The organism is Sphingomonas sp. BLCC-B65 (assembly GCF_028550675.1).
Classification (GTDB): Bacteria; Actinomycetota; Actinomycetes; order Actinomycetales; family Microbacteriaceae; genus Microbacterium.
On record NZ_JAQQGL010000001.1, the window covers coordinates 2,444,780 to 2,468,630 of the forward strand.

25 protein-coding genes are annotated in these 23,851 nt (G+C 71.0%); 12 read left to right on the forward strand and 13 right to left on the reverse strand.

The features are described from left to right. Nucleotides 1-3: 3 nt before the first annotated feature. Complete coding sequence (locus PP359_RS11550; protein ID WP_135950061.1) at nucleotides 4-1,356, reverse strand: FtsX-like permease family protein; 1,353 nt, start codon at nucleotides 1,354-1,356, stop codon at nucleotides 4-6. Beyond that, nucleotides 1,353-2,063 (reverse strand): ABC transporter ATP-binding protein, encoded by a 711-nt coding sequence (locus PP359_RS11555; RefSeq protein WP_499250649.1) that lies wholly within the window; start codon nucleotides 2,061-2,063, stop codon nucleotides 1,353-1,355. Before PP359_RS11555 ends, PP359_RS11550 begins: the two co-directional genes overlap by 4 nt. Before the next feature lie 112 nt (nucleotides 2,064-2,175). Here PP359_RS11555 and PP359_RS11560 point away from each other — a divergent pair, with 112 nt between their 5' ends. Then, the gene (locus PP359_RS11560) at nucleotides 2,176-2,817 is read left to right on the forward strand and encodes a YdeI/OmpD-associated family protein (RefSeq protein WP_036320692.1); all 642 of its coding nucleotides are present in this window, start codon (nucleotides 2,176-2,178) and stop codon (nucleotides 2,815-2,817) included. Nucleotides 2,818-2,845: 28 nt separating this feature from the next. Here PP359_RS11560 and PP359_RS11565 read toward each other — a convergent pair whose 3' ends face one another. After that, nucleotides 2,846-4,399: an FAD-dependent oxidoreductase gene (locus tag PP359_RS11565; RefSeq protein WP_499250650.1), complete on the reverse strand. Its 1,554-nt coding sequence runs from the start codon at nucleotides 4,397-4,399 to the stop codon at nucleotides 2,846-2,848. Nucleotides 4,400-4,464: 65 nt separating this feature from the next. Here PP359_RS11565 and PP359_RS11570 point away from each other — a divergent pair, with 65 nt between their 5' ends. Further along, nucleotides 4,465-5,016: a helix-turn-helix domain-containing protein gene (locus tag PP359_RS11570; RefSeq protein WP_135950064.1), complete on the forward strand. Its 552-nt coding sequence runs from the start codon at nucleotides 4,465-4,467 to the stop codon at nucleotides 5,014-5,016. Between the two features lie 85 nt (nucleotides 5,017-5,101). Here PP359_RS11570 and pgi read toward each other — a convergent pair whose 3' ends face one another. From pgi to PP359_RS11590, 4 genes are all read right to left on the reverse strand, one after another. Then, on the reverse strand, nucleotides 5,102-6,781 hold the full coding sequence (gene pgi / locus PP359_RS11575; RefSeq protein WP_112931795.1) for a glucose-6-phosphate isomerase: 1,680 nt from the start codon (nucleotides 6,779-6,781) through the stop codon (nucleotides 5,102-5,104). Between the two features lie 305 nt (nucleotides 6,782-7,086). After that, complete coding sequence (locus PP359_RS11580) at nucleotides 7,087-7,953, reverse strand: hypothetical protein (RefSeq protein WP_499250651.1); 867 nt, start codon at nucleotides 7,951-7,953, stop codon at nucleotides 7,087-7,089. Next, complete coding sequence (locus PP359_RS11585; RefSeq protein WP_499250652.1) at nucleotides 7,950-8,606, reverse strand: response regulator; 657 nt, start codon at nucleotides 8,604-8,606, stop codon at nucleotides 7,950-7,952. The genes PP359_RS11580 and PP359_RS11585 overlap by 4 nt, the downstream gene beginning before the upstream one ends. Then, entirely contained in the window at nucleotides 8,594-9,940 is a 1,347-nt protein-coding gene (locus PP359_RS11590) for a sensor histidine kinase (protein ID WP_499250653.1), read from the reverse strand. Before PP359_RS11590 ends, PP359_RS11585 begins: the two co-directional genes overlap by 13 nt. Nucleotides 9,941-10,057: 117 nt before the next feature. On the opposite strand from PP359_RS11590, the gene PP359_RS11595 reads away from it, so the two are divergent. Continuing rightward, the gene (locus PP359_RS11595; protein WP_036320671.1) at nucleotides 10,058-10,870 is read left to right on the forward strand and encodes a Cof-type HAD-IIB family hydrolase; all 813 of its coding nucleotides are present in this window, start codon (nucleotides 10,058-10,060) and stop codon (nucleotides 10,868-10,870) included. A gap of 26 nt (nucleotides 10,871-10,896) precedes the next feature. Continuing rightward, nucleotides 10,897-11,727: an aldo/keto reductase gene (locus PP359_RS11600; protein ID WP_112931790.1), complete on the forward strand. Its 831-nt coding sequence runs from the start codon at nucleotides 10,897-10,899 to the stop codon at nucleotides 11,725-11,727. Here the strand turns inward: PP359_RS11600 and PP359_RS11605 are convergent. From PP359_RS11605 to PP359_RS11620, 4 genes are read right to left on the reverse strand one after another with little or no spacing between them, the layout of a single operon-like run. Beyond that, nucleotides 11,666-12,388: a Pr6Pr family membrane protein gene (locus tag PP359_RS11605; RefSeq protein ID WP_294947052.1), complete on the reverse strand. Its 723-nt coding sequence runs from the start codon at nucleotides 12,386-12,388 to the stop codon at nucleotides 11,666-11,668. The two genes, PP359_RS11600 and PP359_RS11605, sit on opposite strands and share 62 nt — an antisense overlap. Before the next feature lie 22 nt (nucleotides 12,389-12,410). Continuing rightward, nucleotides 12,411-12,629, reverse strand: a complete 219-nt coding sequence (locus PP359_RS11610; protein ID WP_039413617.1) for a hypothetical protein — start codon at nucleotides 12,627-12,629, stop codon at nucleotides 12,411-12,413. Nucleotides 12,630-12,668: 39 nt separating this feature from the next. Next, on the reverse strand, nucleotides 12,669-13,637 hold the full coding sequence (locus PP359_RS11615) for a DNA-3-methyladenine glycosylase family protein (RefSeq protein ID WP_135950073.1): 969 nt from the start codon (nucleotides 13,635-13,637) through the stop codon (nucleotides 12,669-12,671). Between the two features lie 55 nt (nucleotides 13,638-13,692). Continuing rightward, nucleotides 13,693-14,430, reverse strand: coding sequence for a winged helix-turn-helix domain-containing protein (locus PP359_RS11620; RefSeq protein WP_036320657.1), 738 nt, complete (start codon nucleotides 14,428-14,430; stop codon nucleotides 13,693-13,695). Nucleotides 14,431-14,838: 408 nt separating this feature from the next. Here PP359_RS11620 and PP359_RS11625 point away from each other — a divergent pair, with 408 nt between their 5' ends. The 4 genes from PP359_RS11625 to PP359_RS11640 all read left to right on the forward strand — a co-directional run bounded on the left by PP359_RS11625 (nucleotide 14,839) and on the right by PP359_RS11640 (nucleotide 16,333). Then, nucleotides 14,839-15,405: a P-loop NTPase family protein gene (locus PP359_RS11625; protein WP_499250654.1), complete on the forward strand. Its 567-nt coding sequence runs from the start codon at nucleotides 14,839-14,841 to the stop codon at nucleotides 15,403-15,405. A 39-nt stretch (nucleotides 15,406-15,444) separates the two neighbouring features. Then, on the forward strand, nucleotides 15,445-15,756 hold the full coding sequence (locus PP359_RS11630) for a GNAT family N-acetyltransferase (protein WP_039413629.1): 312 nt from the start codon (nucleotides 15,445-15,447) through the stop codon (nucleotides 15,754-15,756). 98 nt (nucleotides 15,757-15,854) lie between these two features. After that, a complete protein-coding gene (locus tag PP359_RS11635; RefSeq protein WP_295776370.1) occupies nucleotides 15,855-16,088 on the forward strand; it encodes a hypothetical protein in 234 nt (77 codons plus the stop codon). After that, entirely contained in the window at nucleotides 16,085-16,333 is a 249-nt protein-coding gene (locus PP359_RS11640) for a hypothetical protein (RefSeq protein WP_036320633.1), read from the forward strand. The genes PP359_RS11635 and PP359_RS11640 overlap by 4 nt, the downstream gene beginning before the upstream one ends. Before the next feature lie 13 nt (nucleotides 16,334-16,346). On the opposite strand, the gene PP359_RS11645 is transcribed toward PP359_RS11640, so the two are convergent. Next, entirely contained in the window at nucleotides 16,347-19,307 is a 2,961-nt protein-coding gene (locus PP359_RS11645) for an immunoglobulin-like domain-containing protein (RefSeq protein ID WP_499250655.1), read from the reverse strand. 358 nt (nucleotides 19,308-19,665) lie between these two features. On the opposite strand from PP359_RS11645, the gene PP359_RS11650 reads away from it, so the two are divergent. Genes PP359_RS11650 through PP359_RS11660 form a run of 3 tightly spaced genes read left to right on the forward strand, consistent with a single transcriptional unit; the run spans nucleotide 19,666 to nucleotide 21,618 of the window. Further along, a complete protein-coding gene (locus tag PP359_RS11650) occupies nucleotides 19,666-20,295 on the forward strand; it encodes a hypothetical protein (RefSeq protein ID WP_499250656.1) in 630 nt (209 codons plus the stop codon). Next, a complete protein-coding gene (locus PP359_RS11655) occupies nucleotides 20,292-21,398 on the forward strand; it encodes a hypothetical protein (protein WP_499250657.1) in 1,107 nt (368 codons plus the stop codon). Before PP359_RS11650 ends, PP359_RS11655 begins: the two co-directional genes overlap by 4 nt. Continuing rightward, nucleotides 21,391-21,618 carry an LAVTG motif-containing sortase-dependent surface protein gene (locus PP359_RS11660; protein WP_295819316.1) on the forward strand — a complete coding sequence of 76 codons (228 nt, stop codon included), beginning with the start codon at nucleotides 21,391-21,393 and terminating at the stop codon, nucleotides 21,616-21,618. The genes PP359_RS11655 and PP359_RS11660 overlap by 8 nt, the downstream gene beginning before the upstream one ends. A gap of 24 nt (nucleotides 21,619-21,642) precedes the next feature. Here PP359_RS11660 and PP359_RS11665 read toward each other — a convergent pair whose 3' ends face one another. Continuing rightward, nucleotides 21,643-22,500: an alpha/beta fold hydrolase gene (locus PP359_RS11665; protein ID WP_294980940.1), complete on the reverse strand. Its 858-nt coding sequence runs from the start codon at nucleotides 22,498-22,500 to the stop codon at nucleotides 21,643-21,645. A gap of 153 nt (nucleotides 22,501-22,653) precedes the next feature. On the opposite strand from PP359_RS11665, the gene PP359_RS11670 reads away from it, so the two are divergent. After that, nucleotides 22,654-23,679, forward strand: coding sequence for a LacI family DNA-binding transcriptional regulator (locus tag PP359_RS11670; RefSeq protein ID WP_295776358.1), 1,026 nt, complete (start codon nucleotides 22,654-22,656; stop codon nucleotides 23,677-23,679). The last annotated feature ends 172 nt before the right edge of the window (nucleotides 23,680-23,851 follow it).

Below are 23,851 nucleotides of genomic sequence, written 5' to 3' on the forward strand. Positions count from 1 at the left end.
GCCTCAGGCTGCCCGGCGGATCGCCGTCACCAGCGGCCGGGACGCGAGCAATGACAGGCGCACCAGCAGGATCCCGGCGACGAACGTGCCCACGATCACGGCGAGGGAGACGGGCGCGACGAGCACGGTCATGCCGACGACCGGCAGCGCCAGTGCGGCCCCGACGAGCGCGCCCCCCACCGCCGCCCAACGCAGCGGCACCATGACGGTGTGCGCGCGGGCGCGGCGCAGTTCGCGCCCCGGCATCCCCAGACGATCCAGGCCCACGATGAGCTCGCGGTCCTCGAGCGTGGACGCGGCCTGTGTCACCCCCACCGAGCACGCGAGCAGCGCGAAGCCGACGCCGAGTGTCACGAGCACGCCCGTGCGCATGTCGGCGAACAGCACGGCCTGAGACCCCGTCTGCCCGTCGTCGCCGGCGAGGGCCACGAGGCTCGCTCCCGAGCCGCCCACCACTGCGATGAAGGCGATCATCGCGATTCCCGAGACCCGGCGCCAGGCCGAGGCCGCGTGCGCCGACAGCTCACGCCCGGCGATGAGTCGCGCCGGAGACGACGTGGTGCGTGCGAGGCTGCGTCCGCGAGCGGCGACCAGCGGTGTGCCGACGACGTTCACGATCAGCAGCGCGACCCCGAACAGGCCCATCAGGACGACCAGTCCGACCGCGGCGCCCCAGACCTGTGCGATGGCGCTGATGTTCGACACCGCGGTCACGACGGCGACGATCGCGAGCACGCCGAAGACGAGCGCCGTCGTGCGCCGCCGTGGCGGGTCGGTGCGACGCGCCACGCCGAGCGGCGTGAGCTGTACCCGTCGCAGGCTCAGTGCCGCGCTCGCCGTGGCGACCACGACGACACCCACGACCGCCCCGGCCGCCGTGCCCGCGCCGGTCCAGAGAGCCCCGGCGCCGACGGGGCCGCCGAAGAACGGCAGCAGTCCCACCAGCGGCAGCAGCGCCGCGTACAGTCCGACGCCCAGGATGCCGCCGACCAGCGCGGTCGCGCCCGCTTCGACGACCGTCATCGCGCTGACCTCTCCCGCTCCGGCCCCGAGAAGGCGCAGAGTGGCGAGGCGGTCGTTGCGCCGGCGCGCCGACAGGCGTGCGGCGGCCGCGCCCAGCGTCGCGATCGGCACCGTGAGCAGCACGAGCGCCAGGGCGCTCAGCACCCGATAGACGATTTCCGTCTCTGCGGCCGCGCGAGGATCGGTGAAGAACATGCGCACCCCGCCGACGACGACCAGCAGCAGCGCAGTCGTGACGCCGAACGCGACGATCGGCAGCACCAGTGCCGCGCGACCCTGCCGCGACGGACGTGCGAGCATCACCGTGAGGCGGACGGTCGTGGCCAGGCTCATGCGACACCACCCCTCGCGGCCGTCGCCGGCCCCTGGATGCGACCGTCCGTCATGTGCAGCGTCCGCGAGCAGCGCGCCGCGACGCCGGGGTCGTGCGTCACGACGACGAGGCTGCGGCCCTGCCCCGTCGTCGCCGCGAGCAACGCGGTGAGCACCTCTGCCGAGGTGCGTGAGTCGAGGGCGCCGGTGGGCTCGTCGGCGAACACGATCGGAGCCCCCGTCACCTGGGCGCGGGCGATCGCGACCCTCTGCGCCTGGCCGCCCGACAGCTGTCCGATGCGCCGCTGCTCCATGCCGCCCAGTCCCAGGGCCGCGAGCCACCCCGCCGCGTGGGCTTCGGCCTGGGCGCGAGGCGTGCCCAGCAGCAGAAGCGGCAGGGCTGCGTTCTCCACGGTGGTCAGCTCGGGCAGCAGCAGGTGCTCCTGGAAGACGAAGCCGAGCTGGCTGCGACGGACGGCGGAGCGCTGATTCTCCGTCATGCCCACCAGTTCCACCGCGGCGCCGTTCGGCGACGACAGGACGACCGAGCCGGCGTCCGGGGCGATGATCGCCGCCAGACAGTGCAGCAGCGTCGTCTTGCCGGAGCCGGAGGCTCCCATGACGGCGACGGATTCGCCGGGGTCGATGGAGACATCGACGCCGGCGAGGGCGACGAGGTCTCCGTAACGCTTGACGAGGCCGGATGCGGAGAGGACGGGCGCGTGCATGTCCTCCAGTCTTCGCCGCAGCCGGCGCGGCGTCGTCGGTCCGGGGATGTATCGGCATCCACCTTTCGGGCGATCTGTCTCGGGGGTCGGGAGTCGCTGCTAGCGTCGCGGCATGGGAGTCGACGACGGCGAGCCGGTGTTCTTCGCGGATGCCGCGGCCTTTCGCGCGTGGCTCGAACAGAACCACGACACGGCGACGGAGCTCTGGATGGTGCGCCGCCGAAAGGCCCATCCCGAGCCGGGGCTGCTCTGGGAGGACGCCGTCGCCGAAGCGCTGTGCTTCGGCTGGATCGATTCGACGAGTCGACGACTCGACGACGACGCGCGCATCCAGCGCTGGACACCGCGCAAAGCCCTCTCGACGTGGAGCGCCGTGAACGTCGCGCTGGTCGAGAAGCTCACCGCGCAGGGGCGCATGCACCCGGCCGGCCTCGCAGCGTTCGAGCGGCGCCGGCCGGAGCGCACCGCGATCTACTCGTATGAGACCAGCGATGAACTCGACGCGGACGAGCTGGCCGTGATCGCGGCCGTTCCCGCCGCTCAGTCGTTCTGGGATGCCGCGACCCCGGGCTACCGTCGCATCTGCGCCCACTGGGTGCACGGCGCGCGCCGTGCCGAGACGCGGAGCGCCCGCCTCGCGCAGCTCGTCGAGGAGTGCGCGGCCGGGCGGCTCATCGCGTCGCAGCGCTACGGCACCCCGCCCGCGTGGCTCGCGCGCGCCGCTGCGGCGGCCGCGGCGCACGGAGAGTCGTAACGGCGACGCACGGCCGCGTCGTCGACCGTCAGCGCCGGCGCAGCAGCAGCACGCCGTCCTCGAGCGTCCCCGGCTCCCCATCGGGGCCCGTTGCGGCGCGGGTGCGGGTCTCCACGCGCACGGGCTCCCACGCCTCCGGGTCGAGGTCGAGCAGTCGCAGCTCCTCCTCCGGGGGCAGCAGCCGTGGGTGTTGCCCGTCGTCTTCGTGACGGGACCACGGCGGCGCCGCGGCGTGCGACACGATCAGCAGATGGCCGCCGACGGCGACGCGCTCGGCCGCGTCGCGCAGCAGGGGGATGCGCGGGAAATCCGGTTCCCACGAGTGCAAGAAGCTCGCGCTGACCAGGTCGAACGTCCCCAGTGGTGCCGCCGGGGCGCCGCTTCCGACGAAGAAGGTGACCCGTTCGGAGAGTCCGCGCTCGCGCGCTGCGGTCGCACCGCGGCGGATCGCCGTCTCCGAGACGTCGACGGCCGTGACCTGCCAGCCGCGCTCGGCGAGCCAGACGGCATCCGCCCCCTCGCCGCAGCCGACCTCCAAGGCCCTGCCGACCGGGAGCGCCGCGGCGATCTCGGCGAAGGTCGCATTGACGTGACCCGACCAGACGCTGTCGCGGGCGGCGTAGCGCTGCTCCCACGCCGAGGCTCGTTCGCGGGCGCGCTGCACCAGTGCCAGGTCGCCGTCCTCCACGGCCAGCGCCGCATTCGCCCCGGCTCCGGCCATCGATCCCGCTGCCATCGCGACCGGAACATTGCCGTAGGGCGCGACGACATTGCCGGCCGCCCACACGCGCGGATGCGAGGTCGTGCCCAGGAGGTCGACCGCCAGCGGCGCTCCGGGCGCGTCGGTGCGCGCGAGGCGAAGGGCGTCGGCGAACGCCAGGTCGATCGCTGGCGTCGGCGCGACGAACAGGGCATCGATCGCGTGCATCTCGCCGTCGGCATCCCGCGCCGCGTGCAGCGCACCGTTCGCCCCGTCGAGGGCGACGATCGGGGTCGGCACGATGCGGATGCCGCGAGCCCGCCAGCGCACCCGCAGCTCGTCGTCGAGGGGCTCGATCGCGCCCGTGAAGGCGGTGAGCTCCTCGCTCCACTGCCGAACCAGCTCGATCTGGTGCACGCTCTGCGGCGAGGTCGCCAGCACGCCGAGACGGCTGCCCGCCACCTCGAAGCCGTGGCAGTACGGGCAGTGCAGCACATGGCGTCCCCAGTATTCGGCGAGCCCCGCGACGGGCGGCAGCTGGTCGCGCACTCCGCTGGCGATGATGACGGCGCGAGCGGTGTCGACCGTGCCGTCGGTGCGCGTGGGGCGCAACACGGCGCCGTCATCGCGGATGCCGTCGACCTCGCCCTCTTCGATGCGCACGCCGTAGCGGCCCAGCTCGTCGCGTCCGCGCGCGAGCAGCGCCTGGGGATCGATGCCGTCGTGCCCCAGGACGCCGTGCAGGTGCGCGGCGAAGCGATTGCGCGGGCTGGCGCCGTCGATCACCAGCGTGCGCCGACGCGCACGTCCCAGCATCTGTGCGGCGCTCAGGCCGGCCGCACCGCCGCCGATGACGACCGCGTCCCACTCTCTGCTCTGCATAGGTCCACTGTGGAAGGTGCGGATGATGATTGCAAACGGAATTGCGTTATTGGCAAACTGAGGAGATGTCCCACGCTCTCGATCAGGTCGGCGCTCGCCTTCGTGCGGCCCGGCAGGCACGCGGCTGGACGCTCGAGGAGCTCGCGACGCCGGCGGGCGTCTCGGTGAGTACGCTGTCGCGTCTGGAGTCGGGCAAGCGACAAGCCTCCCTCGAGCTGTTGCTGCCGTTGACGCGTCGACTCGGCATCCGCATCGACGATCTCCTTCCCGCCGAGACACGTGACCCGCGCGTGCACCGCCCGATCGAGCGTCGCGACGGGATGGTCATCGCGCCGCTGACGCTCGAGGACTCGCCGATGCAGGCGCTGAAAATCGTCTATCCGCCGGCGGATGCCGCGCCCGCTGCCCGCATCCACGAGGGATACGAGTGGCTCTACGTGCTGAGCGGACGCGTGCGGTTGGCGCTCGACGGCAGCGAGCACGCGCTCGGCGCCGGCGAGGCCGCCGAGTTCGACACGCGGTTGCCGCACTCGATCAGCGCGACCGCCGATGGCCCCGCCGAGGTGCTGAGCATCTTCAGTGCCTCGGGCGAACGCTTCCACACGCGCCTCGCCTGACGGCGAGAAACCACGACCGCCGCGAGAAACCACGCCGGCGCGTGTTTCTCGACGCGGCGATGGTTTCTCGCGGAGGTGGGACGCGTCAGGCGCGGTGTGCGCGGTAGTACGACAGGAGTGCCTGGGTCGAGGCATCCTGCGCGGCCGTCGCCGTCTCGTCGCCCTCGATGGCCGGAGCGATCTGCAGAGCGAGCTGCTTGCCGAGCTCGACACCCCACTGGTCGAACGAGTTGATGCCCCAGACCACACCCTGCGTGAAGGTGATGTGCTCGTACAGAGCGACCAGCTCGCCGAGCACGCGCGGCGTCAGCGCGGGGGCGAAGATCGACGTCGTCGGACGGTTGCCGGGGAACGTGCGCGCCGCCACGAGTGCGCCGGTGGTGCCCTCGGCTTCGACCTCCTCCGCCGTCTTGCCGAAGGCGAGAGCCTTGGTCTGCGCGAGGAAGTTCGCCAGGAACAGGCCGTGCACGTCGCGGCCGCCGTCGTTCAGGTCGTACGCGGGGTTCACGAAGGCGATGAAGTCCGCCGGGATCAGGCGGGTGCCCTGATGGATCAGCTGGTAGAAGGCGTGCTGACCGTTGGTGCCCGGCTCGCCCCAGAAGATCTCGCCCGTGTCGCTCGTGACCGGCGAGCCGTCCCAACGCACGCGCTTGCCGTTGGACTCCATGGTCAGCTGCTGCAGGTACGCGGCGAAGCGGCTGAGCTGCTGGGCGTAGGGGAGCACGGCGTGCGACTGCGCGCCGAGGAAATTCGTGTACCAGACGTTGAGTAGGCCCATGAGGACGGGGACGTTCCGCTCGAACGGGCTCGTCCGCACGTGCTCGTCGATCGCGTGGAAGCCCGCGAGGAGCTCGCGGAACGCCTCCGGTCCGAGCTCGACCATCAGCGACAGGCCGATGGCGGAGTCGACCGAGTAGCGGCCGCCCACCCAGTCCCAGAATCCGAAGGCGTTGGCCGGGTCGATGCCGAAGTCGGCCACCTTGTCGAGGGCCGTCGAGACCGCGACGAAGTGGTGCGCGACGGCATTCTGCTTCTGCGCGTCGGAGCCGTCGATCGCCCCGGCGGCGGCCAGGCCCGTCCACAGCCAGTCGCGCGCGAGACGTGCGTTGGTGAGGGTCTCCAGGGTCGTGAACGTCTTCGAGGCGACGATGAACAGCGTCGTCTCGGGGTCGAGGTCCTTCGTCTTGTGGGCGAGGTCGAACGGGTCGATGTTCGAGACGAAACGCGCGCTGATCCCCGCGGTCGCATACGGCTCCAGCGCGGTCGAGATCATCGCGGGACCGAGGTCGGAGCCGCCGATGCCGATGTTGACGACGTGGGTGACCGTCTTGCCGGTGACACCCTTCCACGCGCCCGAGCGCACGCGATCGGCGAACGCGCTCATCGCGTCCAGCACGGCCTGCACGTCGGCATCCACGTGCTGACCGTCCACGACCAGCTCGGGCGTCGTGCCCGCGGGGCGGCGCAGGGCGGTGTGCAGCACGGCGCGGTCTTCTGTCGTGTTGATGTGCTCGCCGCGGAACATGGCCGCGAGGCGGTCGGCCAGGTGAACGTCGTCGGCCAGAGACAGGAGCGAGGTCAGGATGCCGTCGTCCACGAGGTTCTTGGAGAGGTCGACGTGCAGATCGGCGGCGTCGAAGGTCAGCCGCTCGACCCGCGTCGGGTCGTCGGAGAACCAGGCGCGGAGGTCGGGGGCGAAATCCGCGGCGCGTGCGGACAGATCGGCCCAGGCGGGAGTGCGGGTGGCGTCGATGGGAGTGCTCACGCCTTTACGCTAGCGCCCGCGAGCCGGGTGTGCAGACGTGAGTCCTGTGAGAAAGACATGGCCGGACGAGATCGACGCGCGAGCCCCGGAAACGACGGTGGGCCGGCCGTCCGAGAGGACGACCGGCCCTGCAATCCGTTGCACCACATTCGCAGGGGGAGAGTCCTGCGTCGCCTCCTCCGGCTCATGGAGTCGGTGTCCGGATTCGGCGATGACTCACGTTACAACGGCGAGGTCGCGGTGGCGGGCTCGTCCGCCGACTGCATATCGTTCGCATACCGTCCTGCCAGGAAACGGTCCCGTCCTCACGATCGCAGCGAAGCGAACCCTGCCGAGACCGTCACGCTGATCCGCCGCGGCGAGTCCGGATCCACGCGCAGACGGTTCTCCACGTCTCCGGCGGCAGCGTCGGTGGACACGGCGTAGGTCGCGTCGGGCAGCACGAGAGCGAGCCGGCCCGCGCTGAGGTCCGCCGTCAGTGTCCGGGGCGCGGACTCGGTGAGGCTGCCCTCGACGGACCCGGCACTCAGCTTGAAGCCCGCGCGATCGACTCCGGCGAGATCCACGACGAGTCGCCCGGCGGAGACGTCCGCGGTGAGCGCTGCCGCTCGCCCCGACAGCTCCATCGATCCGGCGCTCACGGTGGCGTCGACCGTCCCGTACGTGCCCTGCACCCGCAGCGCGCCGGCGCTGAGCGTGAGATCGCCGTCGAGGGCGACCCGCTCCAGCGAACGGGGGAGGGTCAGCACCGCGGTGTCGCTGCGCCCGAAGGGGCGGATCGCGCTCCACCACGTACGCTGCGTCGTGACCACGAGCCGATCGCCGTCGCGACGCAGGCGCCAGTCTGTGACGGCACCGTCGACCTCCAGCGACGCGCGGTCACCGCCGTAGACGATGCTCAGATCCGCGGCGGCCACGTCGACGGTGAGGGCACGTACGTCCGCGGCATCCGCCGTCAGCGTGCCGCTGCCGCGCGCGGCGCCGGCGATCGCGCCGAGCGCCGAGGTGGCGAACGCGCCGAAGATCAGGGCGGCGCCGAGCGCGATCGTCAGGATCGCCACGACGCGGGCCGCCGGGCGTGGGCCGGTCGGACGCGGCGGTCCGTCGGGACGGCCGGCGGATGGCCCGCCCGCGCCGGCGGTCGGCGGAGGCGGTGTGAGGGTGGTGGTCATCGGTTCGTTCCGTTCTCCCAGTGGATGAGGGCGGCCAGCACCCGTCGGTTGCCGTGTTCGTCCTGCTCGAGGTCGAGCTTTTGGAACAGCGAGGTGATGTGCTTCTCGACGCTCGCCTCGGTGACGAACAGCGTCTGTGCGATCGCCTGATTGCTCTTGCCTTCGGCGATCAGCGCCAGCACGCTGCGCTCGCGTTCGGTCAGCCGCTCCATGCGTGCGTCGCGTCCGCGGCGGGTGAGCAGCTGCGCGACCACTTCGGGGTCGAGGACGGTGGCGCCCGCGCCGATGCGTTCGACCGCATCGAGGAAATCGCCGACATCGGCCACGCGATCCTTCAGCAGGTAGCCCAGCGCCGCGGACTGCGTGCTGATCAGCTCGCCCGCATACCGCTCCTCGACGTATTGGCTGAGCACCAGCACGGCCACCTCCGGATGTGCGGCGCGCAGGTGCACCGCGGCGCGGATGCCTTCATCGGTGAACGTGGGCGGCAGGCGCACGTCGAGGATGCACAGATCCGGGGTGGAGGTGGCCACGGCATCCATCAGCGCCCCGGCTTCGGGGAGCGCGGCGACCACCTCGTGACCGGCGTCGTCGAGGAGGCGCACGAGACCCTCGCGCAGCAGGGTGGAATCCTCGCAGATCAGGATGCGCACGGCACACTCACCTCCAGAGCGGTCGGACCGCCGTGGGGGCTGTCGAGGCGGCTTACCCCGCCGGCTGCCGCGATCCGATGCGCGATGCCGTCGAGGCCGCCGCCGGGCAGCACGCGGGCCCCGCCGACGCCGTTGTCCTCGACGCGTGCCCAGAGCATCGGCGCGCCCTGATCGGCGCCATCGCGTCGGCGCACCGTCACGCGCACCTCGCTGCCCCGAGAGTGCTTGGCGGCGTTGGTCAGCGACTCGGCGATGGCGAAGTAGACCGCGGCCTCGGCCGTGCGGCTGCACCGATTCGACGGGTCCGCGGCGGCATCGGGCAGACGCACGTCGAGGGTCACGGGGACGTGCGATCGCGCGGCCAGGGCGCTGAGGGCGGCATCCAGGCCCCGGTCGTCGAGGACGGAGGCGTGGATGCCGCGGGCCAGCTGGCGCAGCTCGGTGATCGCCGCCTTGGTCGAGGTGTGGGCTTCATCGATCAGCGCCTTGGCCGCGGCAGGATCGCTGTCGATCTTCTGCTGGGCCAGCCCCAGCGTCATCCCCACCGAGACGAGTCGCGGCTGGACGCCGTCGTGGAGGTCGCGTTCGATGCGCGTGCGCTCCAGTTCGCCGGAGCGCACCGCGCTCTCGCGCTGCGTGCCGGCGGTGCGGGCCTGCTCCACGAGCACCGCTTCACGGCTCGGCACGAGGACCGCCCGGGTGAGCACCGCATGCAGGAGCGCGGCGCCGATCAACAGCGCGAGGCTGACGATGATGCCCACGATGCCGACCGGGACGGCCGCCTCGATGCCGATCTGCACGTCCGTGGCCGGGATGCGAGCGGCATCCTCGCCGATCAGTGGAGCGAACAGCAGCACCACGCTGGAGGACAGGGCGCCGACGATCGGCAGCACGACGAGCCCGAGGATCGTCGAGATGCCCGCCGAGGCGACGCCGCGCCACATCGGGCCGTCGGTGAACTGCTGCCAGAGGCTGCGCAGCCACCCGGTGAACCCGGGGTGGGCGCTAGGGCGTGCCGTCAGCGCGGGCAGGCCGTACCCGTAGAGGCCGTCGACCCGCGCGTATTCGAGCCATGCGGTGGCCCACGTCGTGTAGACGAACGCCACCAGGAACACCGCCCCGACCCCGAGAGCGGGCAGAAGGCCGACACCGAGGCTCAGCAGCAGCAGGAGCAGGCTGAAGATCGCGGTGCCCGCCAGCCCCATCGCCGCCAGCTGCGCGATGGCCCCGAGATGGGCGAGAAGTCCGATACGGCGGGCCGGCACCGTTGACGCAGGCGGCGGGGGTGCGGCGTGTGGCACGGATGCCGGGGGCAGGGCGGCGGTCTCTGACATGACTCCACGCTAGGGCGCGCCACGGCGCGGACGCAGGGAGCGGTCCCCCGAATCGGGGTGGGGTTATCCCCACCGGCCGGCTCCGCGCCGAGGGAGGGCGTGCGGAAGGATGGAGGCATGACCGTCCGCGACATCCGCCTGATCGCCGTCGACATGGACGGCACGCTGCTGCTGCCCGACGGGTCGGTGCCCGACGGGCTGTGGTCGCTGCTGGGGCGGCTGCGCGAGCGGGGCATCGCCTTCGCCCCGGCCAGCGGTCGCCAGCTGGCGACGCTGCAGCAGACGTTCGCCGCCGTCGACGGCGAGCTCGACTACATCGCCGAGAACGGCGCGTACGTGGTCCGCGGGGACGTCGAGGTCAGCTCGGACGCCGTGGATCCGGCGGTCGCGGCATCCGTCGTCGCGCGCCTGCGCGCCGCCGTCGCGGCGGGCAGCCTGCGCGCCGGTCTGGTGGTGTGCGGCAAGCGGTCGGCGTACGTCGAGGACACCGACCCTCGGTTCCTCGCGGAGGTCGAGAAGTACTACGCGCGTCGGCAGATCGTGGACGATCTGCTCGCTGTGGACGATCAGATCCTCAAACTCGCGATCTACGACCTCGACGGCGGCGAACGGCACTCCGCGCCCGCGTTCGCCGATCTCGCCGAGACCCACCAGGTCGTCGTCTCGGGTCACCACTGGGTCGACATCATGAACGCGACCGTCAACAAGGGCGTCGCGCTGCGCGCCCTGCAGGTGGCGCTCGGTGTGACCGCTGAGCAGACCGCCGCGTTCGGCGACTACCTCAACGACCTCGAGCTGCTCGGGGCCGCGCACTGGTCGTACGCCATGGCCGATGCCCACCCCGACGTCGTGGCCGCCGCACGATTCCGTGCGCCCTCGAATGCGGATGCCGGGGTGCTGAGCGTCATCGAGGAGTTGATCGCACGGTGATCATCCGCCGGGCGTAGCGTGGAGGCATGGTCAAGATCCCCACGGTCACCCTGAACGACGGCACGCCTTTTCCCGAGCTCGGGTTCGGTACCTACAAGCTGCAGGGCGACGACGGCGTCGCGGCGATCGAAGCGGCCATCGATGCGGGCTACCGCCTGCTGGACTCTGCCGTCAACTACGAGAACGAAGCCGAGGTCGCAGAAGCGGTGCGCCGCAGCGGCATCCGTGACGAGCTCATCGTGACGACGAAGGTTCCGGGCCGCGACCACGGCTACGAGGAGACGATCCGCAGCGCCCACGCGTCGCTCGAGCGTCTGGGCCTGCAGCGCATCGACCTCTACCTGATCCACTGGCCGAACCCCAGCGTGGACCGCTACGTCGAGACCTTCCGTGCCATGGTCGATCTGCAGAGCGATGGTGCGGTCGGCTCGGTCGGTGTCTCGAACTTCACGGAGCAGATGCTCACCCGACTGATCGAGGAGACGGGCGTGACCCCGGCCGTCAACCAGGTCGAGATGCATCCGTACTTCCCCCAGGCAGCGCTGCGCGCCTTTCACGCCGCTCACGGCATCCGCACCGAGAGCTGGAGTCCGCTGGCGCGGCGCAGCGAACTGCTCGCCGAGCAGGTGGTCGCCGATGTCGCCGCCGCGCACGGGGTCACGCCCACCCAGGCCGTGCTGCGCTGGCACACCCAGCTCGGCTCGACGCCCATCCCGAAGTCGGCGACGCCGGCGCGTCAGCGTGAGAATGCGGACATCTTCGGCTTCACCCTGACCGATGACGAGGTCGCGGCGCTCAGCGCCCTGGAGCGGGGTCGTCTGTGGGGTGGGGATCCCGAGACGCACGAGGAGATGTGACGGCGCGCGCCAGCAGCCGGTCGCATCCGACGAAGACGTAGCCGACCGCGACCAGCGCCAGCGTCAGGCCGACGATCCAGGCGGCGACCCCGCCGACACCGTGTCTCGCCACGTCCATGAACGGGTACGGCACGGTCGTGCCGCCCGCGAAGCGGCCCCCGAGCGCACTGTAGGTGTACGCGAACACGAGGTACGCGAAGGGGATGAGCGCCCACAGCAGCGGGTCGTACCGGCCCAGGCGACCCTTGGGGACGAACAGTGCCCAGTCCACGATCACGAGGATCGGCGTGACGATGTGGACGAGGTTGTCGGTGAGCGTGAACGGCTGGTAGGCGCCCGGCTGGGTGAACAGCGCGGGTGCGAGCACGAAGAGGTAGATCAACATCGTGACGGTGATCGCGTGCATCACCGCCGCCGCCCACCGCGGCGACGGCGTGGATGCGCCGATCCACCCGTCACGCTGTGCGTCGCGGAGGGTGGTGATCGCCGACAGCACCATCCACGCCAGGCACAGCACGTTGCTGAGCACCGTGTAGTAGAGGAAGGCCGACCACGTGGGAGTCGCCGTCCACAGCCCCGACACCCGAGCGATGCCGATCACGATGACGAGCGACGCCACCGCGCGGTAGCCGAAAGCGAGGATGCGGGAGCGCGCGATCATTCGCTCATGTTAGGGCTCACGCTCACAGCTGCGCGCCGTCGTCCCATGGATCGTCGAGCTCGGGTGTGCGCCCGCGCCAGGATTCGTACGCGATGAGCCAGCCGATCGAGACGATCACGGCCAACAGCACACCGAGCAGCACGTTCTGCATGATCAGCCCGAACAGCACGCCCGCGCCCAGCAGCACCACGGTGCCGATCGACCAGCCGATCCGGCCGCGTGGCCATCCTCTGTGGGTCATGGCACCAGCGTAGAAGGTCGGCCCGGGATCGCCGCCCGATCACCGCCCGCGGTGGTCCTCCGGTGCGAGGCGGGGACCCCGGCGCGGTTCGATCCGGCCGCTCAGCCCGATCAGTCTGATCACGCGCTGGCGATGACCGCGCCACGGCTCGAGCAGCTCCAGCATCCCGTCGTCGTCGACGCGGCGGCCGGTGAGCGCATAGCCCACCTGATGCGAGAGGTGGTAGTCGCCGACGCTCACGGCGTCGGGGTCTCCGAAGGCGCGAATGCGCATCTCCGCACTGGTCCATGCCCCGATGCCGCGAAGGCTCGTCACCGCGCGGTCGGCGGATGCCGGATCGCGGGCGGCACGCTCGATCGATGCGCGCCGCGTCGCCGCCTCCACGATCGTCCGCGACTGCGGCGGCTCGAGTCCGGCGCGGTGCCACGTCCAGCTGGGGATCAGGTGCCAGTCGGCCGGGGGCGCGAACATCGGTCGGGGGGTGGGGCCGGGCGCGCGCTCGCCGCACCAGGTGAGGATCATCCGCCAGGCGCCGAAGGCCTGCAATCCGGTCACCTTCTGCTCGAACACGGCGCTGATCAGCGCGTCGAAGACGAGGTCGGTGCGGCCCAATCGGAGGTCGCCGTGCCGGTGGTGGGTGTCGGAGATGAGCGGATGCCGGTGGGGTTCGAAGCCGGTCGGGTCGTCGTCGGCGCCGCACAGTCGCGGCAGCTGCTGCAGTGCCCAGGCGGCACCGGCACCCCAGGCCGCTGCGCGGACGAGTCCGCGCTCGATGCGCAACGCCAGCGTCGCGACGCCCTCGGGCGTGCGCGTGGCCCGCCAGATGACGCCCTGGTGCTCGAGCTGCGACGGATCGTGGGCGCCGCGCTGCTGCGGGCGCACGGCGCGCCCGACGTCGGTGGGCACACGCGGCCGGTACTCGCTCTCGAGGGGTCGCGGTGAGGGCCGTCGCGGGTCGCGCGTCGCCGGCTGCGCAGCGCGCGGCGGCATCCTCTCGCGCGTGGTCATGCCGTCACCCTATGTCAGGGCCTCCGACATCACGACGCGCTGGCGTGGATGCGGATCAGAAGCGGTCCGGCGACGGCGTGCCGTGGCCGTAGCGGATGACGACGTCGGCGTGGCGGTCGAAGCGGTAGCCGATGCCCCGAACGGTGCGGACGATGTCCTCGTAACGGCCGAGCTTGGAGCGCAGGCGGCGCACGTGCACGTCGATCGTGCGCTCGCCGGGTGCCTCGTCGGCGTCGGCGTGGCTCCACAGTGACGAGACGAGTTCGGTGCGTTCGATGGTGCGGCCCTCGCGGAGCACGAGGTACTGCAGCAGTTCGAACTCCTTGAAGGTCAGCTGCGCGGCCTCGCCCTCGATGTGCACGCGTCGGCGGGAGATGTCGATCGTCACCCCTCCGGGCACGTGGTCGTCCTCGGGCTCGTCCTGCTTGGTGCGGGCGACGGCGCTCGGCTCGTGGAGCGCCAGGCGCACGACGTCGACGTCCCGGCCACCGGCGGACGCGGGCGCCAGGGCGACGGTGGCATAGGTCTCGGCGTGCGGGGCGAGTTCGCCGAGCGTGCGGCGCAGGGCCTCGACGAGCGTGGAGAGCGAGACGCCGTCGGCGGCTGCCTTCGCCTCGTCGATGCCGACGTAGAGGGCGAATCCGCGCGGCGCGGTGCCGACCGGGACGGTGCCCGCGGCGGGAGGGGTTGCGCTCGCGGTCGGTGCGGCCACGGCGCGACGCGGCGGCACGTCGGGGACGGCGCGCAGGTGACGGACGGGAGCGGGCGAGGCAAGAAGAGCGGTGTTCGACACGGGAATGTCCTTCGAGGCGGAACCCGGGGCATACGGCCCGGCAGCGGGTTCAGGGGTGTGTTGCGGGAGGCCCGGTGCGAGATGCGCATCGGATGGGATGCGAGGGCCTGTGCGAGACAGCCGACGTTCGCGTTGTGCGCGGCGCGGTGCTCGGGGGTGGCGGCCGGCTGACGGAGGTGGGTCAGCGTCGGCGGGCGCACCCGGCGGGGTTCACCGTCAGTGGCACATTCGGCAACACATGGCAACGCGCGGCATCATCATGATGCCGGCATGTCCGTTCGCCTCCAGGGCGGACAGAGTGCGTGCGTTGTCAGTCATGGGCCTGATTATGACGAACCGCGTCGCGATGTGTCAAACCGCACGGATGCCGCCGTCACAAGATGACGGAATGTGACAGAGTGCATGGTCGTGAGCACCCCGACACACCCGCCCGCGCGCATCCGCATCGTGGGGACGTCGGGATCGGGAAAGTCGCGGCTGGCCGAGGAGGTCGCGGCGCGCACACGCCGTGCCCGGCTCGAGCTGGACGAGGTCTTCTGGGACGCGGGGTGGACGTATCGCGACCTCGCCGAGGCGCAGACGCGCGTGCGTGCGTTCCTCGCGGCGCACCCCGAGGGGTGGGTCGCGGACGGCAACTGGAACTCACGGCTGGGGGGTCTCATGGAGCCCGGTACCCCCGGCGGGGCCGACGTCGTGGTGTGGGTCGACCACCCGCGTCGCGTCGTGATGTGGCGGGTGCTCCGGCGAACCCTTCGTCGCGGCATCCTGCGCGAAGAGCTCTGGCACGGCAACCGCGAGCGCGTGCGCTCGTGGCTGAAGTGGAAGCCGGAGGACAACATCCTCCGCTGGGCCTGGACGAGCTATCCGACGATGCAACGCCGGATGGAGGCGCGCATCGCCGCGGGCGATCCCGTCGTGCGACTGCGTGGGCAGCGCGAGGTCGACGAGTGGGTGCGCTCGCTGTCTTCCGCGTAGCGGCGCCCCACCCTCTGCGTGGCGGCGTAGCGTAGGGATATGACCGGAACCGCCGACGAGCTGTCGTTTCGCAACGAGCCGGAAGCGTCGCGGTACACGCTGCGCCGGGGCGAGCAGATCGTGAGTGCGCTGGACTACCGCGACGACGGCCACACCGTCGCGATGACGCGGGCCTACACCGTGCCCACGTTCCGCGGTCACGGGTACGCGGCCGACATCGTCGCGCGCGCCGTCGAGGAGGTCGCCGGCCGAGGCGACCGCGTCATCAGCCCGGTCTGCTGGTACGTCGCCGACTGGTTCGCGGCCCATCCCGAGCACCGATCGCTGTTGGCGCCTCCGCGAGGGGCGTGACCGATCGTCTCCTAGCTTCCCGCCGCCGGCCCCGTCAAGGGTCTGGCCGGTCGCCGCACGGCCCCGCACAGTGGGGACGACCGATGTGAGGAGAAGCCATGAGCACCGATCGAGATGAACTTCCGGACGGCGTGATCAATGCCGAACCGGCCGGAGGCTGGGAGAGCGGGGCCGTCGCCGACGCCGAGACGCGCGAGGCCTCGGCGCGGGCCGAAGAGCCCGTCGACGGTGTGCCCGACGGGTTCGTGGAGAGCGCGGAGATCCAGGCCGGACTCGATCCCGACCTGCGCACCGACGAGCAGGTTCGCGATGACGAGGAGGCCCAGCGATGAGCGACACGGACGACACGACGCCTGCGGAGACGCAGGACGAGCCCCGGCTCGACCTTCACCAGACATCGGATCAGGAGCGCCTGGACGGGCTGATCGCCCAGCTGCGCGCCGACGTCGCCGGTCAGAACGCGGCCACCGTGGACAAGGCCGTTCGCGGTCGCCTCGCCGAGACGGGGGTTCCCGCCGAGGAGGAGGTCATCCTCGCGCTGATCGCTGAGCTCGCAGCGGACCAGGCGACCGACTGAATGACGTGCCTTCTCAGCGGCAGCGTTGCGCGGCGTAGCCGACCTCGAGTGTCGAGTTGTTCCCCTCGCGCGTCACGGCCGCGGAGACGTTCCCCGCCGGCATGCTCGCGAGGCGCGTCGAGAATGCCGACGATGCCGTCGTTCCCGGCGCCAGGGCGATCGTCCTCGCGCCATACGGCGTCGTCACGGAGACGGTGGCCGGGGCGCCGTCCTCGTTCGCGGCGGTGACGACCAGAACGACGGCGCCTGCGACGCAGCGTGACGTGGTGGAGACAGTGACCTGGACGACGCTGGTCACCGTGACGGTGGCCTCCACCGGCATCCGGGAATCGTCCTGGGCGACGCCGCGCACCGTGAAGGTCCCCGGCTGCGCGTAGGACGCGGGGGCGACGGTGTCCCACGCGACGTCGACCGTGCGCTGCTGACCGCTCACCGTCGTGAGCGTCGCCTGCGGCAGGGTGGGCGCGGTGCCCACCGTGGTCGAGAGGTCCATCGCGGCGACGGAGGCCACCGCGACATCGGGCGCATAGGCGGTCAGCACCCGCTGGTACTCGGCGCGCGTGATGGGCAGCACCGTGCCGTGGCGCGGCTTGCCGCCGTCCGCGTTCTGCGGCAGGCCTTGGCGAAGCTTCTCACCGAGCGGCTGCCACGCAGCGCCCTCGAGACTGGTCGTCCCGAAGGGCACGTAGTGATTGGGTCCGCCGTGGTAGTTCGGCTGATCGATGAACAGGAACCAGCGCTGTCCGTTCACATCGCCCTCGTTGGCGGGGAAGATGTTCGGTCCTTCGCCGCTGGAGTAGATCCCGCCGGGCTCGCCGTTGGGCAGGCCGCTGGCCACTCGATCCTGGACCAGCGTCCACTGGTCGGCGGACCCGGTCGTACCCGGCAGCGACCCGCTGACCGTCGACAGGAGGTTCGTGGACTTCTCCTCGCGGATGGTCATGCTCGCTTCGTCCTTCGTGAAGCGGTAGTAGACGTCGCCGACCTTCGCCACAGTCGAATCGATCGCTCCGAGTCCCGCGCCGCGGCGCACGTCGATCCACGGCTTCGCCTCGGAGAACGTGACGAAATCGTCGGTCGTCGCGTACATCATGCGGTTGTAGGTGACGGCGGTGCGGTCGGCCGGGTCGGTCGTGGGGTAGAGGTTGGAAGCCCAGTAGACGACGAATGTGTCGAGCTCGTCGTCCCAGAACGCCTCCGGCGCCCAGGTGTTGCCGGCGTAGTCGCTCGACACCTTCACGTGGCGCTGGTCCGACCAGGTCACGAGGTCCGTGGACTCCCACACCTCGATATAGCGCGAGCCGGAGATCTGTGCGGTGGTGAAGCCCCCGGCCAGCCCGTCGACCTTGAGGTCGGTGGCGATCATGTAGAACTTGTCACCGTCGGGTGAGCGCAGGATGAACGGATCACGCAGGCCCTGCGTGCCCACCGTCGAGGAGAAGAGCGGCTGTCCGTTGTTGAGAGTGTTCCAGCTGAGCGCGTCATTGCCCTTGGATGCCGCGATGCTGACGCGTTCGGCGCCCTGGCCCTCGCCGGTGAAGAAAGTCCAGAAGTAGGCCTCGGTCATGGCTGAGCCGCCCGGCATCGGCTGCACGCGTGCCGTGAAGGTGCGGGTCGCCGAGGCGTCGCCGCTGCGAGCGACAGCGGTCAGTTCGACGGTGGCGGCTGCGGCGCCGGCCGCCGGCCGGGAGACGGCGACGGTGCGCGAATCGGGGCGGACACCGTCGCGCACGGTGGCCATGTTGATGCCCGCGGTCACCGTCCAGGTGATCGTCGAGCCCTGTGCGCCGGTGGCGGGAACGGAGAAGTTCGTGCGGACGTCGTCGAGATTCGACAGACTCACTGCCGCGATGTCCTGGGACACCCGCTGCTGGTCGGTCAGCTGCTGAGGGACCGTGACCGAGTAGGCCTTTTCCCGGGTGGCCGTGCCGGCGGTGAAGGTCGCCGTCAGGGTGACGTGTGCGTCGCCGCTACCTCCCGCGGGACGGCTCACGGCGGCGGTGCCTCCGGAGACGACGATGGCGGCGGCATCGGATCGCCAGGTCACCGCAACACCCGCGCTCGTCGTCGGCAGGGCGAAGTCGGCGGTCGCGGTGGCGGGAACGGCAACGCCGGCGACAGCGCGGTCGAGGGCCTGCCCGTTGTACAGCGACAGCACGGCGGCGTCGCTCATCGCCTGGCCGTAGACGGCGAAGTCGTCGATGAGCCCGCTCCAGTTGGCGTCGTTGTATGTCGAGCGGCCCAGCGTCGCGGTCAGCGCGTCGCCGAACGAGGCGACCGAGCGGGAGATCGCGTTCTGGGTGATGCGGGTGCCGTTCACATACACCCGCAGCTGCCCGTTCGTGCCGTCGATCACCGTCGTGTACAGGCTGAGGCCGGCCGGGGTGCGCAGACCCGTCGTCGCCGCCGCGGTCGCCCCAGCGCCCACCTCGGTGGTCCAGGGGGCGCCGGCATCGGTGGCGTTCGTGACGACCGACTTGACGTAGCCTGCGGGGTTCGTCGGGTTGAGCAGCCAGTAGCCGGAGGAGAACGACGCTCCACCGGTGAGCGGGGTGCCGATGAAGGCGGCCGCCGTATTGGCGGCGCCGGTCTTCGGGGACAGCCACGTCGAGATGGTGAGGTCCTTCTTGCCGACCAATGCCGTCGTCGGAATGTCAAGGTAGGCCCCGGTGTCGCGCGACCCCCCGGGCAGCGAGAGCATTCCGTCGGCGACCTCTCCGCCGCTCTGGCGGAGGGTGGCGTCGTTGCCGTTGCCGCTCACGTCGGAGATGGTCGTGCCGGATGCCGCATCGAACGAGTAGTGGATGACGGGGGAGGGTTGGCCATCAGCGCGCGCGGCGACGGGAACGGCGGTGCTCGCGAGTGTCAGACCGACGGCGACGGCGAGGGCGCCGATGCGTGCCCGGGTCGGTGACAGTGGCTGCAGATGCTGCGGCTGGCGCCGACGGTTTCGGGCTCTCTGAGGCGTGGTCATGCGCGCTCTCCTCGCTCATCTCGGCTGGGCGACACCGCTGCTTGCGCCAGAGACATCTCCGTCTCGGTGCTGAGCCCTGCGTCATCGCGTGGGGGTTCGAATCGCTGATCGCGTTCAAGGGTGTTACCGGAAACATGCCCTCGCGGCTCACGTTAGGTGGCGCTCCGGCGGCGTGTCAAGTGCGCAGTCGACGGGTACATGCTCGTGTCGGCATCCCCAGATCTCGGGAACGGGGTCGTTACTTTTTCGTTACATCTCCATCGGTCGGTTATCGCTAACATTTCGGAAGTCGTGAGCCCATCGACGGGTCGACAGCATCGGGCCGGCACAGATGCCGGGCTGAGACGGGAGAGACACCATGACGATGAACGTCGCCCTTGCGCGCGTTGCAGCCGGACTCCTCGGGTGCGCGCTCGTCGTCGGCGGAGCGGGAGCCGCTCTCGCCGACGAGAATCGCACGCAGCAGCGAGATGCAGAAGGTCAGGCCGCGGCGGTCGGTGCTCTCACCCTGAGCGTCGCCTCGACGGTGACCACCCTCACCGAGGTCCCCTCCTCTGATGCGAACGTCCGTCAATTCACAGGGTCGCTGCCCGAGGTGACCGTCACCGACGATCGGGCGATCATCCCGTCCGGTGCCGTCTGGTACGTGACGGGTCAAGCCAGTTCCCTGACCTCCGGCAGCCGCAGCATCGATGCGGGTCACCTCGGCTGGGCGCCGAAGGTGATCACGACGAGCGGTCACGGGGAGGTCGCCTCCGGCGACGTCGTCAACACGGTGCTCGATGCCGCCACCGCCGACACTCCGCTCAACGACGGCCTCGCGAGCGCGCACTTGCTGGCGCTGTCGGTCGACTCCCGCGCGTCTGCCGCGGTCGGAAGCTGGACGGCGGGTGCGGACCTGTTCCTCAGGGTGCCCCGAACGGTCGAGCCGGGTGCCTATTCGGGCACGATCACTCTGACGCTGTGGGAAGAGGCTCAGCCGCAGTGATTCCCCTCGTTGCGCGTCGGCGTGCTCGAGCGGCATGGCGACTTCCCGTCGCCGTCGCGGTCGGGGTGCTGCTCGCGGCCGCCCTGTCGATCGCCCCGGCTGTCGGCCCGCTGGCCGCCGCGCGCGAGGCCGCACCCGCATCGGCGGGCGTGCGGTGGTCGGTCGTGCCGTCGGACGGACGAGGTCCCGACGGTCGGTCCGCCGTCGAGGTGGGCGTGCGACCCGGCCAGACGGTCGAGGATCACATCGCCGTGCGCAACGCGAGCGACGCGGCGGTGACGTTCCGGCTGGCGGCAGCCGACGGCTTCACCTCGGCATCCGGCAGATTCGATGTGCGTGCAGAGGGAGAGTCTTCCGTCGATGCGGGCTCGTGGATCTCCCTGCCGGCGCGCGTGACGGTTCCCGCCGGCGCCACCGTGGTCGTCCCCTTCTCGATCGCTGCGCCCTCCGGCGCGGCGCCGGGAGACCATTCGGCGGGCATCACCGCCTCCGTGCTGTCGACCGCTCGCGTCGATGGCGGAGCGAGCGTGGGCGTGGACACCCGCGTCGGCGTGCGCGTGCTGGCCCGTGTCGCGGGGCAGCTCAGCCCTGCCGCCTCGCTGCACGGCGGCGGGGGATCGTACGCGGTCGCCTGGAACCCGCTGCGGCCGGGATCGGCGATCGTCAGCTTCGACGTCGTCAACGATGGCAACACGAGGCTCCTGGCGAGCGGCACGGTCTCCGCTGCCGGCCAGGACACCCCCTTCCCCGCCGCCGGTGAGCCGGTCATCGACCTCTTGCCCGGCGATCGCCGCACCGTGCGCGTCGTCGTCGACGACCTCTGGCCGTCGATCCTCGTTCCCGTGGATGTGATTCTCCGCCCGCGGGGGATCACGATCGATGGGCAGATCCCCATCCCCGCTGCGTCGTCTCTGCAGACGTCGCTGTGGGCGATGCCGATCTCGCAGCTGATCGTGCTGACGGGAGCGGCCCTTCTGATCTTCGCGGCGCTGTGGGGTCGGCAACGTTCCCGCCGCCGCACCGATCGACTCGTCGCAGACGCGCACGAGCACGACCGACCCCCGGCGGCAGCCGCACCCACAGAGGAGAGCACCAGTGCCTGACGATTCCCCCTTCGTTCCCGACGCCATCTCATCGCCCGGTTCGTCTGTGCAGGTCGCGGTCACGATCGCGCCGCTGCCGGCGTCCGCGGACCCTTCCCCGCTGGCCCTGACCGGTGGCACCGTGCCCGTGGGGCTCGCCGTCGTCGCCACCGTCGTCGTCGCGGCCGGATTCGTCCTGGTCCAGCGGGCGCGCCGCCGCGGCGCGCGTCTGCGCCCGTGAGCCTGCCCGGGGCGATCGTGGCGCTCACGGGGCGGACAGCCACCGATCCAGTTCACGGGCAGTCGGCTCTGCCGTGCGAATGAGCGTCTCGTGACGGTGGCCGTCGACGACGAAGGCGCGCGAGTCCGGGATGGCGGCGACGACCTCGTCGAACCACTCACGGGGAACGACGACGTCGTATTCGCCCCGCACCACCAGGGTGGGCGCCGACACTCGCGCGTAGGCGGCCTCAGGGCGGTGGGTGAGCATCGCGCGCATCTTGCGCCGGAGGTTCGGTCCCGCCCGCACATACTCGCGGGCGCCCAGCAGCAGCACCTTCGGGCTCTCGCCCCACAGGTCACGCGCCAAGCGCCACAGCTGACGCAGCGCGCGCCGGTGATGGCGGTCGACCGTGGGGGCGACCAGGACGAGCCGGTCGACGGTGTCGGGGTGTCGCACGGCGGTCTCGGTGACGACCTGCGTCCCCATCGAGTGTCCGAGCAGCACGACCGGGCCACGTCCCAGATGGCGCAGATACGCCGCGACGAGATCGGCCATCCGCTCGATCGTGGGCGTGCGCGTCGGCTCCGGGGCGTCGCCGTAGCCCGGCAGGTCCAGCGCGACGACGAGCGCCTTGCCTTCCAGACGCTGCACCAGGTCTCCGAACACCTTGCGGCCCATGCCGATCCCGTGCACGAGCACGATGGTGCGTGCGGACGAGACCTGGCCGCGGCGCTCGGCCACGATACTCGCGCCGCCGTGTGCGAACACCTCGATCCGTCCGTCGTCGGTCGGCACGCCCGTGATCTCGTCGATCGCCCGATCGACGGCATCCGCCATCTGCGAGACCGCCTCCGCGGCGGCATCCGCGGGCGAGTCGGGAGTGCGGTCGGCGGAGTCCATGGATCGAGAGTAATGATGCGCGGCGCGTGCTGCCGGCTCCTCGCGGACGGAGTGTGAAACGATGAGGCATCCGCTCCTGAGCGCATGAGGACTCCGTCGGAACGGTCACGTCGGCGCACCGTCGGCGCGGAGCTTCCCAGGGGAAAGGCGCAGATGGCTGATCAGTCCGGCCGAGGGTGGGCCAAACCCAGCATCTACGACGTCGCCAATCACGCCGGCGTCTCGCACATGACCGTCTCGCGCGTGCTCAACGGTCACCCCAACATCCGCGAGTCCACGCGCGTGCGCGTGCTGCAGGCGATCGACGAGATGCAGTACACGCGCAGTTCCATCGCTCGCGCCCTCGCGACGAGCAAGTCCATGCGCATCGGTGTTCTCGTCGACAGTCCGGTGCAGTGGGGGCCGAACAGCACCCTGCGCGCGATCGAGGAGGCCGCCCGCGCCAGTGCGTACTCGGTGAGTGTGTTCTCGACGTCGGACGAGGATGCCGCGACCATCTCCACCGGCATCACCGACCTCGTGGCTCAGGGCATCGACGCCCTGTGCGTCATCGCTCCGCGGTCATCGGCCCTGGAGCTGTTCCGTGAGCACAGCTCGAACATGCCGACGCTCGTGATCAAAGCCGAGCCCGACCCGCATCTGCACACCGTCGCCGTCGACCAGTACACCGGCGCGCGCATGGCCGTGGCGCACCTCATCGAACTCGGTCATCGCACGATCGCCCACGTCGCCGGACCCCTGGACTGGTACGACGCGCGAGCCCGCTGGCAGGGGTGGCGCGATGAGCTGGAGGCGGCAGGCCTGGGGGAGGGGCCGATGGTGCAGGGCGACTGGACCTCCGATCGCGGCTATGAGATCGGGCGGTCCCGGCAGCTCGCCGCCGCGACGGCGGTCTTCGCCGCCAACGATCAGATGGCTCTGGGAACCGTGCACGGCCTCGTGGAACGCGGTCTTCGCGTTCCCGACGACATCAGTGTCGTCGGATTCGACGACCTGCCCGACGCTCGTCACTTCCTGCCGCCGCTGACGACCGTGCGGCAGGACTTCGCTTCTCTCGGTGCCCTCGCGCTCCGGCTGATCATCGCCGCCATCGACGGCGACGACACCGCGATGCATGCGCTGATCGCTCCGGAGCTGGTGCTGCGCGCATCGACCGCCGCGGCCGTGCCCCGAGGCTGAGGGCCCCCGTCGCGGGCACAGCACTGTTCGCGGTAACAAAAAAGTAACGAAAGCACGGGGATGGCGAATGCCACTTGTGTTCCGGAATTGTTAGCGCGCACAATCGGAGTGCAGCATCCCATGCGCCCCCCGGGGCACCACACACATCCACCGCAATCGTCGCGGCGGACTC

What these genes read in the sequence shown, in the direction of transcription:
- PP359_RS11550 (WP_135950061.1), bottom strand. Translation starts at nt 1,356, where the DNA reads ATGAGCCTGGCCACGACCGTCCGCCTCACGGTGATGCTCGCACGTCCG.
- PP359_RS11555 (WP_499250649.1), bottom strand. Translation starts at nt 2,063, where the DNA reads ATGCACGCGCCCGTCCTCTCCGCATCCGGCCTCGTCAAGCGTTACGGA.
- PP359_RS11560 (WP_036320692.1), top strand. Translation starts at nt 2,176, where the DNA reads ATGGGAGTCGACGACGGCGAGCCGGTGTTCTTCGCGGATGCCGCGGCC.
- PP359_RS11565 (WP_499250650.1), bottom strand. Translation starts at nt 4,399, where the DNA reads ATGCAGAGCAGAGAGTGGGACGCGGTCGTCATCGGCGGCGGTGCGGCC.
- PP359_RS11570 (WP_135950064.1), top strand. Translation starts at nt 4,465, where the DNA reads ATGTCCCACGCTCTCGATCAGGTCGGCGCTCGCCTTCGTGCGGCCCGG.
- PP359_RS11580 (WP_499250651.1), bottom strand. Translation starts at nt 7,953, where the DNA reads ATGACCACCACCCTCACACCGCCTCCGCCGACCGCCGGCGCGGGCGGG.
- PP359_RS11590 (WP_499250653.1), bottom strand. Translation starts at nt 9,940, where the DNA reads ATGTCAGAGACCGCCGCCCTGCCCCCGGCATCCGTGCCACACGCCGCA.
- PP359_RS11595 (WP_036320671.1), top strand. Translation starts at nt 10,058, where the DNA reads ATGACCGTCCGCGACATCCGCCTGATCGCCGTCGACATGGACGGCACG.
- PP359_RS11600 (WP_112931790.1), top strand. Translation starts at nt 10,897, where the DNA reads ATGGTCAAGATCCCCACGGTCACCCTGAACGACGGCACGCCTTTTCCC.
- PP359_RS11605 (WP_294947052.1), bottom strand. Translation starts at nt 12,388, where the DNA reads ATGATCGCGCGCTCCCGCATCCTCGCTTTCGGCTACCGCGCGGTGGCG.
- PP359_RS11610 (WP_039413617.1), bottom strand. Translation starts at nt 12,629, where the DNA reads ATGACCCACAGAGGATGGCCACGCGGCCGGATCGGCTGGTCGATCGGC.
- PP359_RS11615 (WP_135950073.1), bottom strand. Translation starts at nt 13,637, where the DNA reads ATGACCACGCGCGAGAGGATGCCGCCGCGCGCTGCGCAGCCGGCGACG.
- PP359_RS11630 (WP_039413629.1), top strand. Translation starts at nt 15,445, where the DNA reads ATGACCGGAACCGCCGACGAGCTGTCGTTTCGCAACGAGCCGGAAGCG.
- PP359_RS11635 (WP_295776370.1), top strand. Translation starts at nt 15,855, where the DNA reads ATGAGCACCGATCGAGATGAACTTCCGGACGGCGTGATCAATGCCGAA.
- PP359_RS11640 (WP_036320633.1), top strand. Translation starts at nt 16,085, where the DNA reads ATGAGCGACACGGACGACACGACGCCTGCGGAGACGCAGGACGAGCCC.
- PP359_RS11645 (WP_499250655.1), bottom strand. Translation starts at nt 19,307, where the DNA reads ATGACCACGCCTCAGAGAGCCCGAAACCGTCGGCGCCAGCCGCAGCAT.
- PP359_RS11650 (WP_499250656.1), top strand. Translation starts at nt 19,666, where the DNA reads ATGACGATGAACGTCGCCCTTGCGCGCGTTGCAGCCGGACTCCTCGGG.
- PP359_RS11665 (WP_294980940.1), bottom strand. Translation starts at nt 22,500, where the DNA reads ATGGACTCCGCCGACCGCACTCCCGACTCGCCCGCGGATGCCGCCGCG.
- PP359_RS11670 (WP_295776358.1), top strand. Translation starts at nt 22,654, where the DNA reads ATGGCTGATCAGTCCGGCCGAGGGTGGGCCAAACCCAGCATCTACGAC.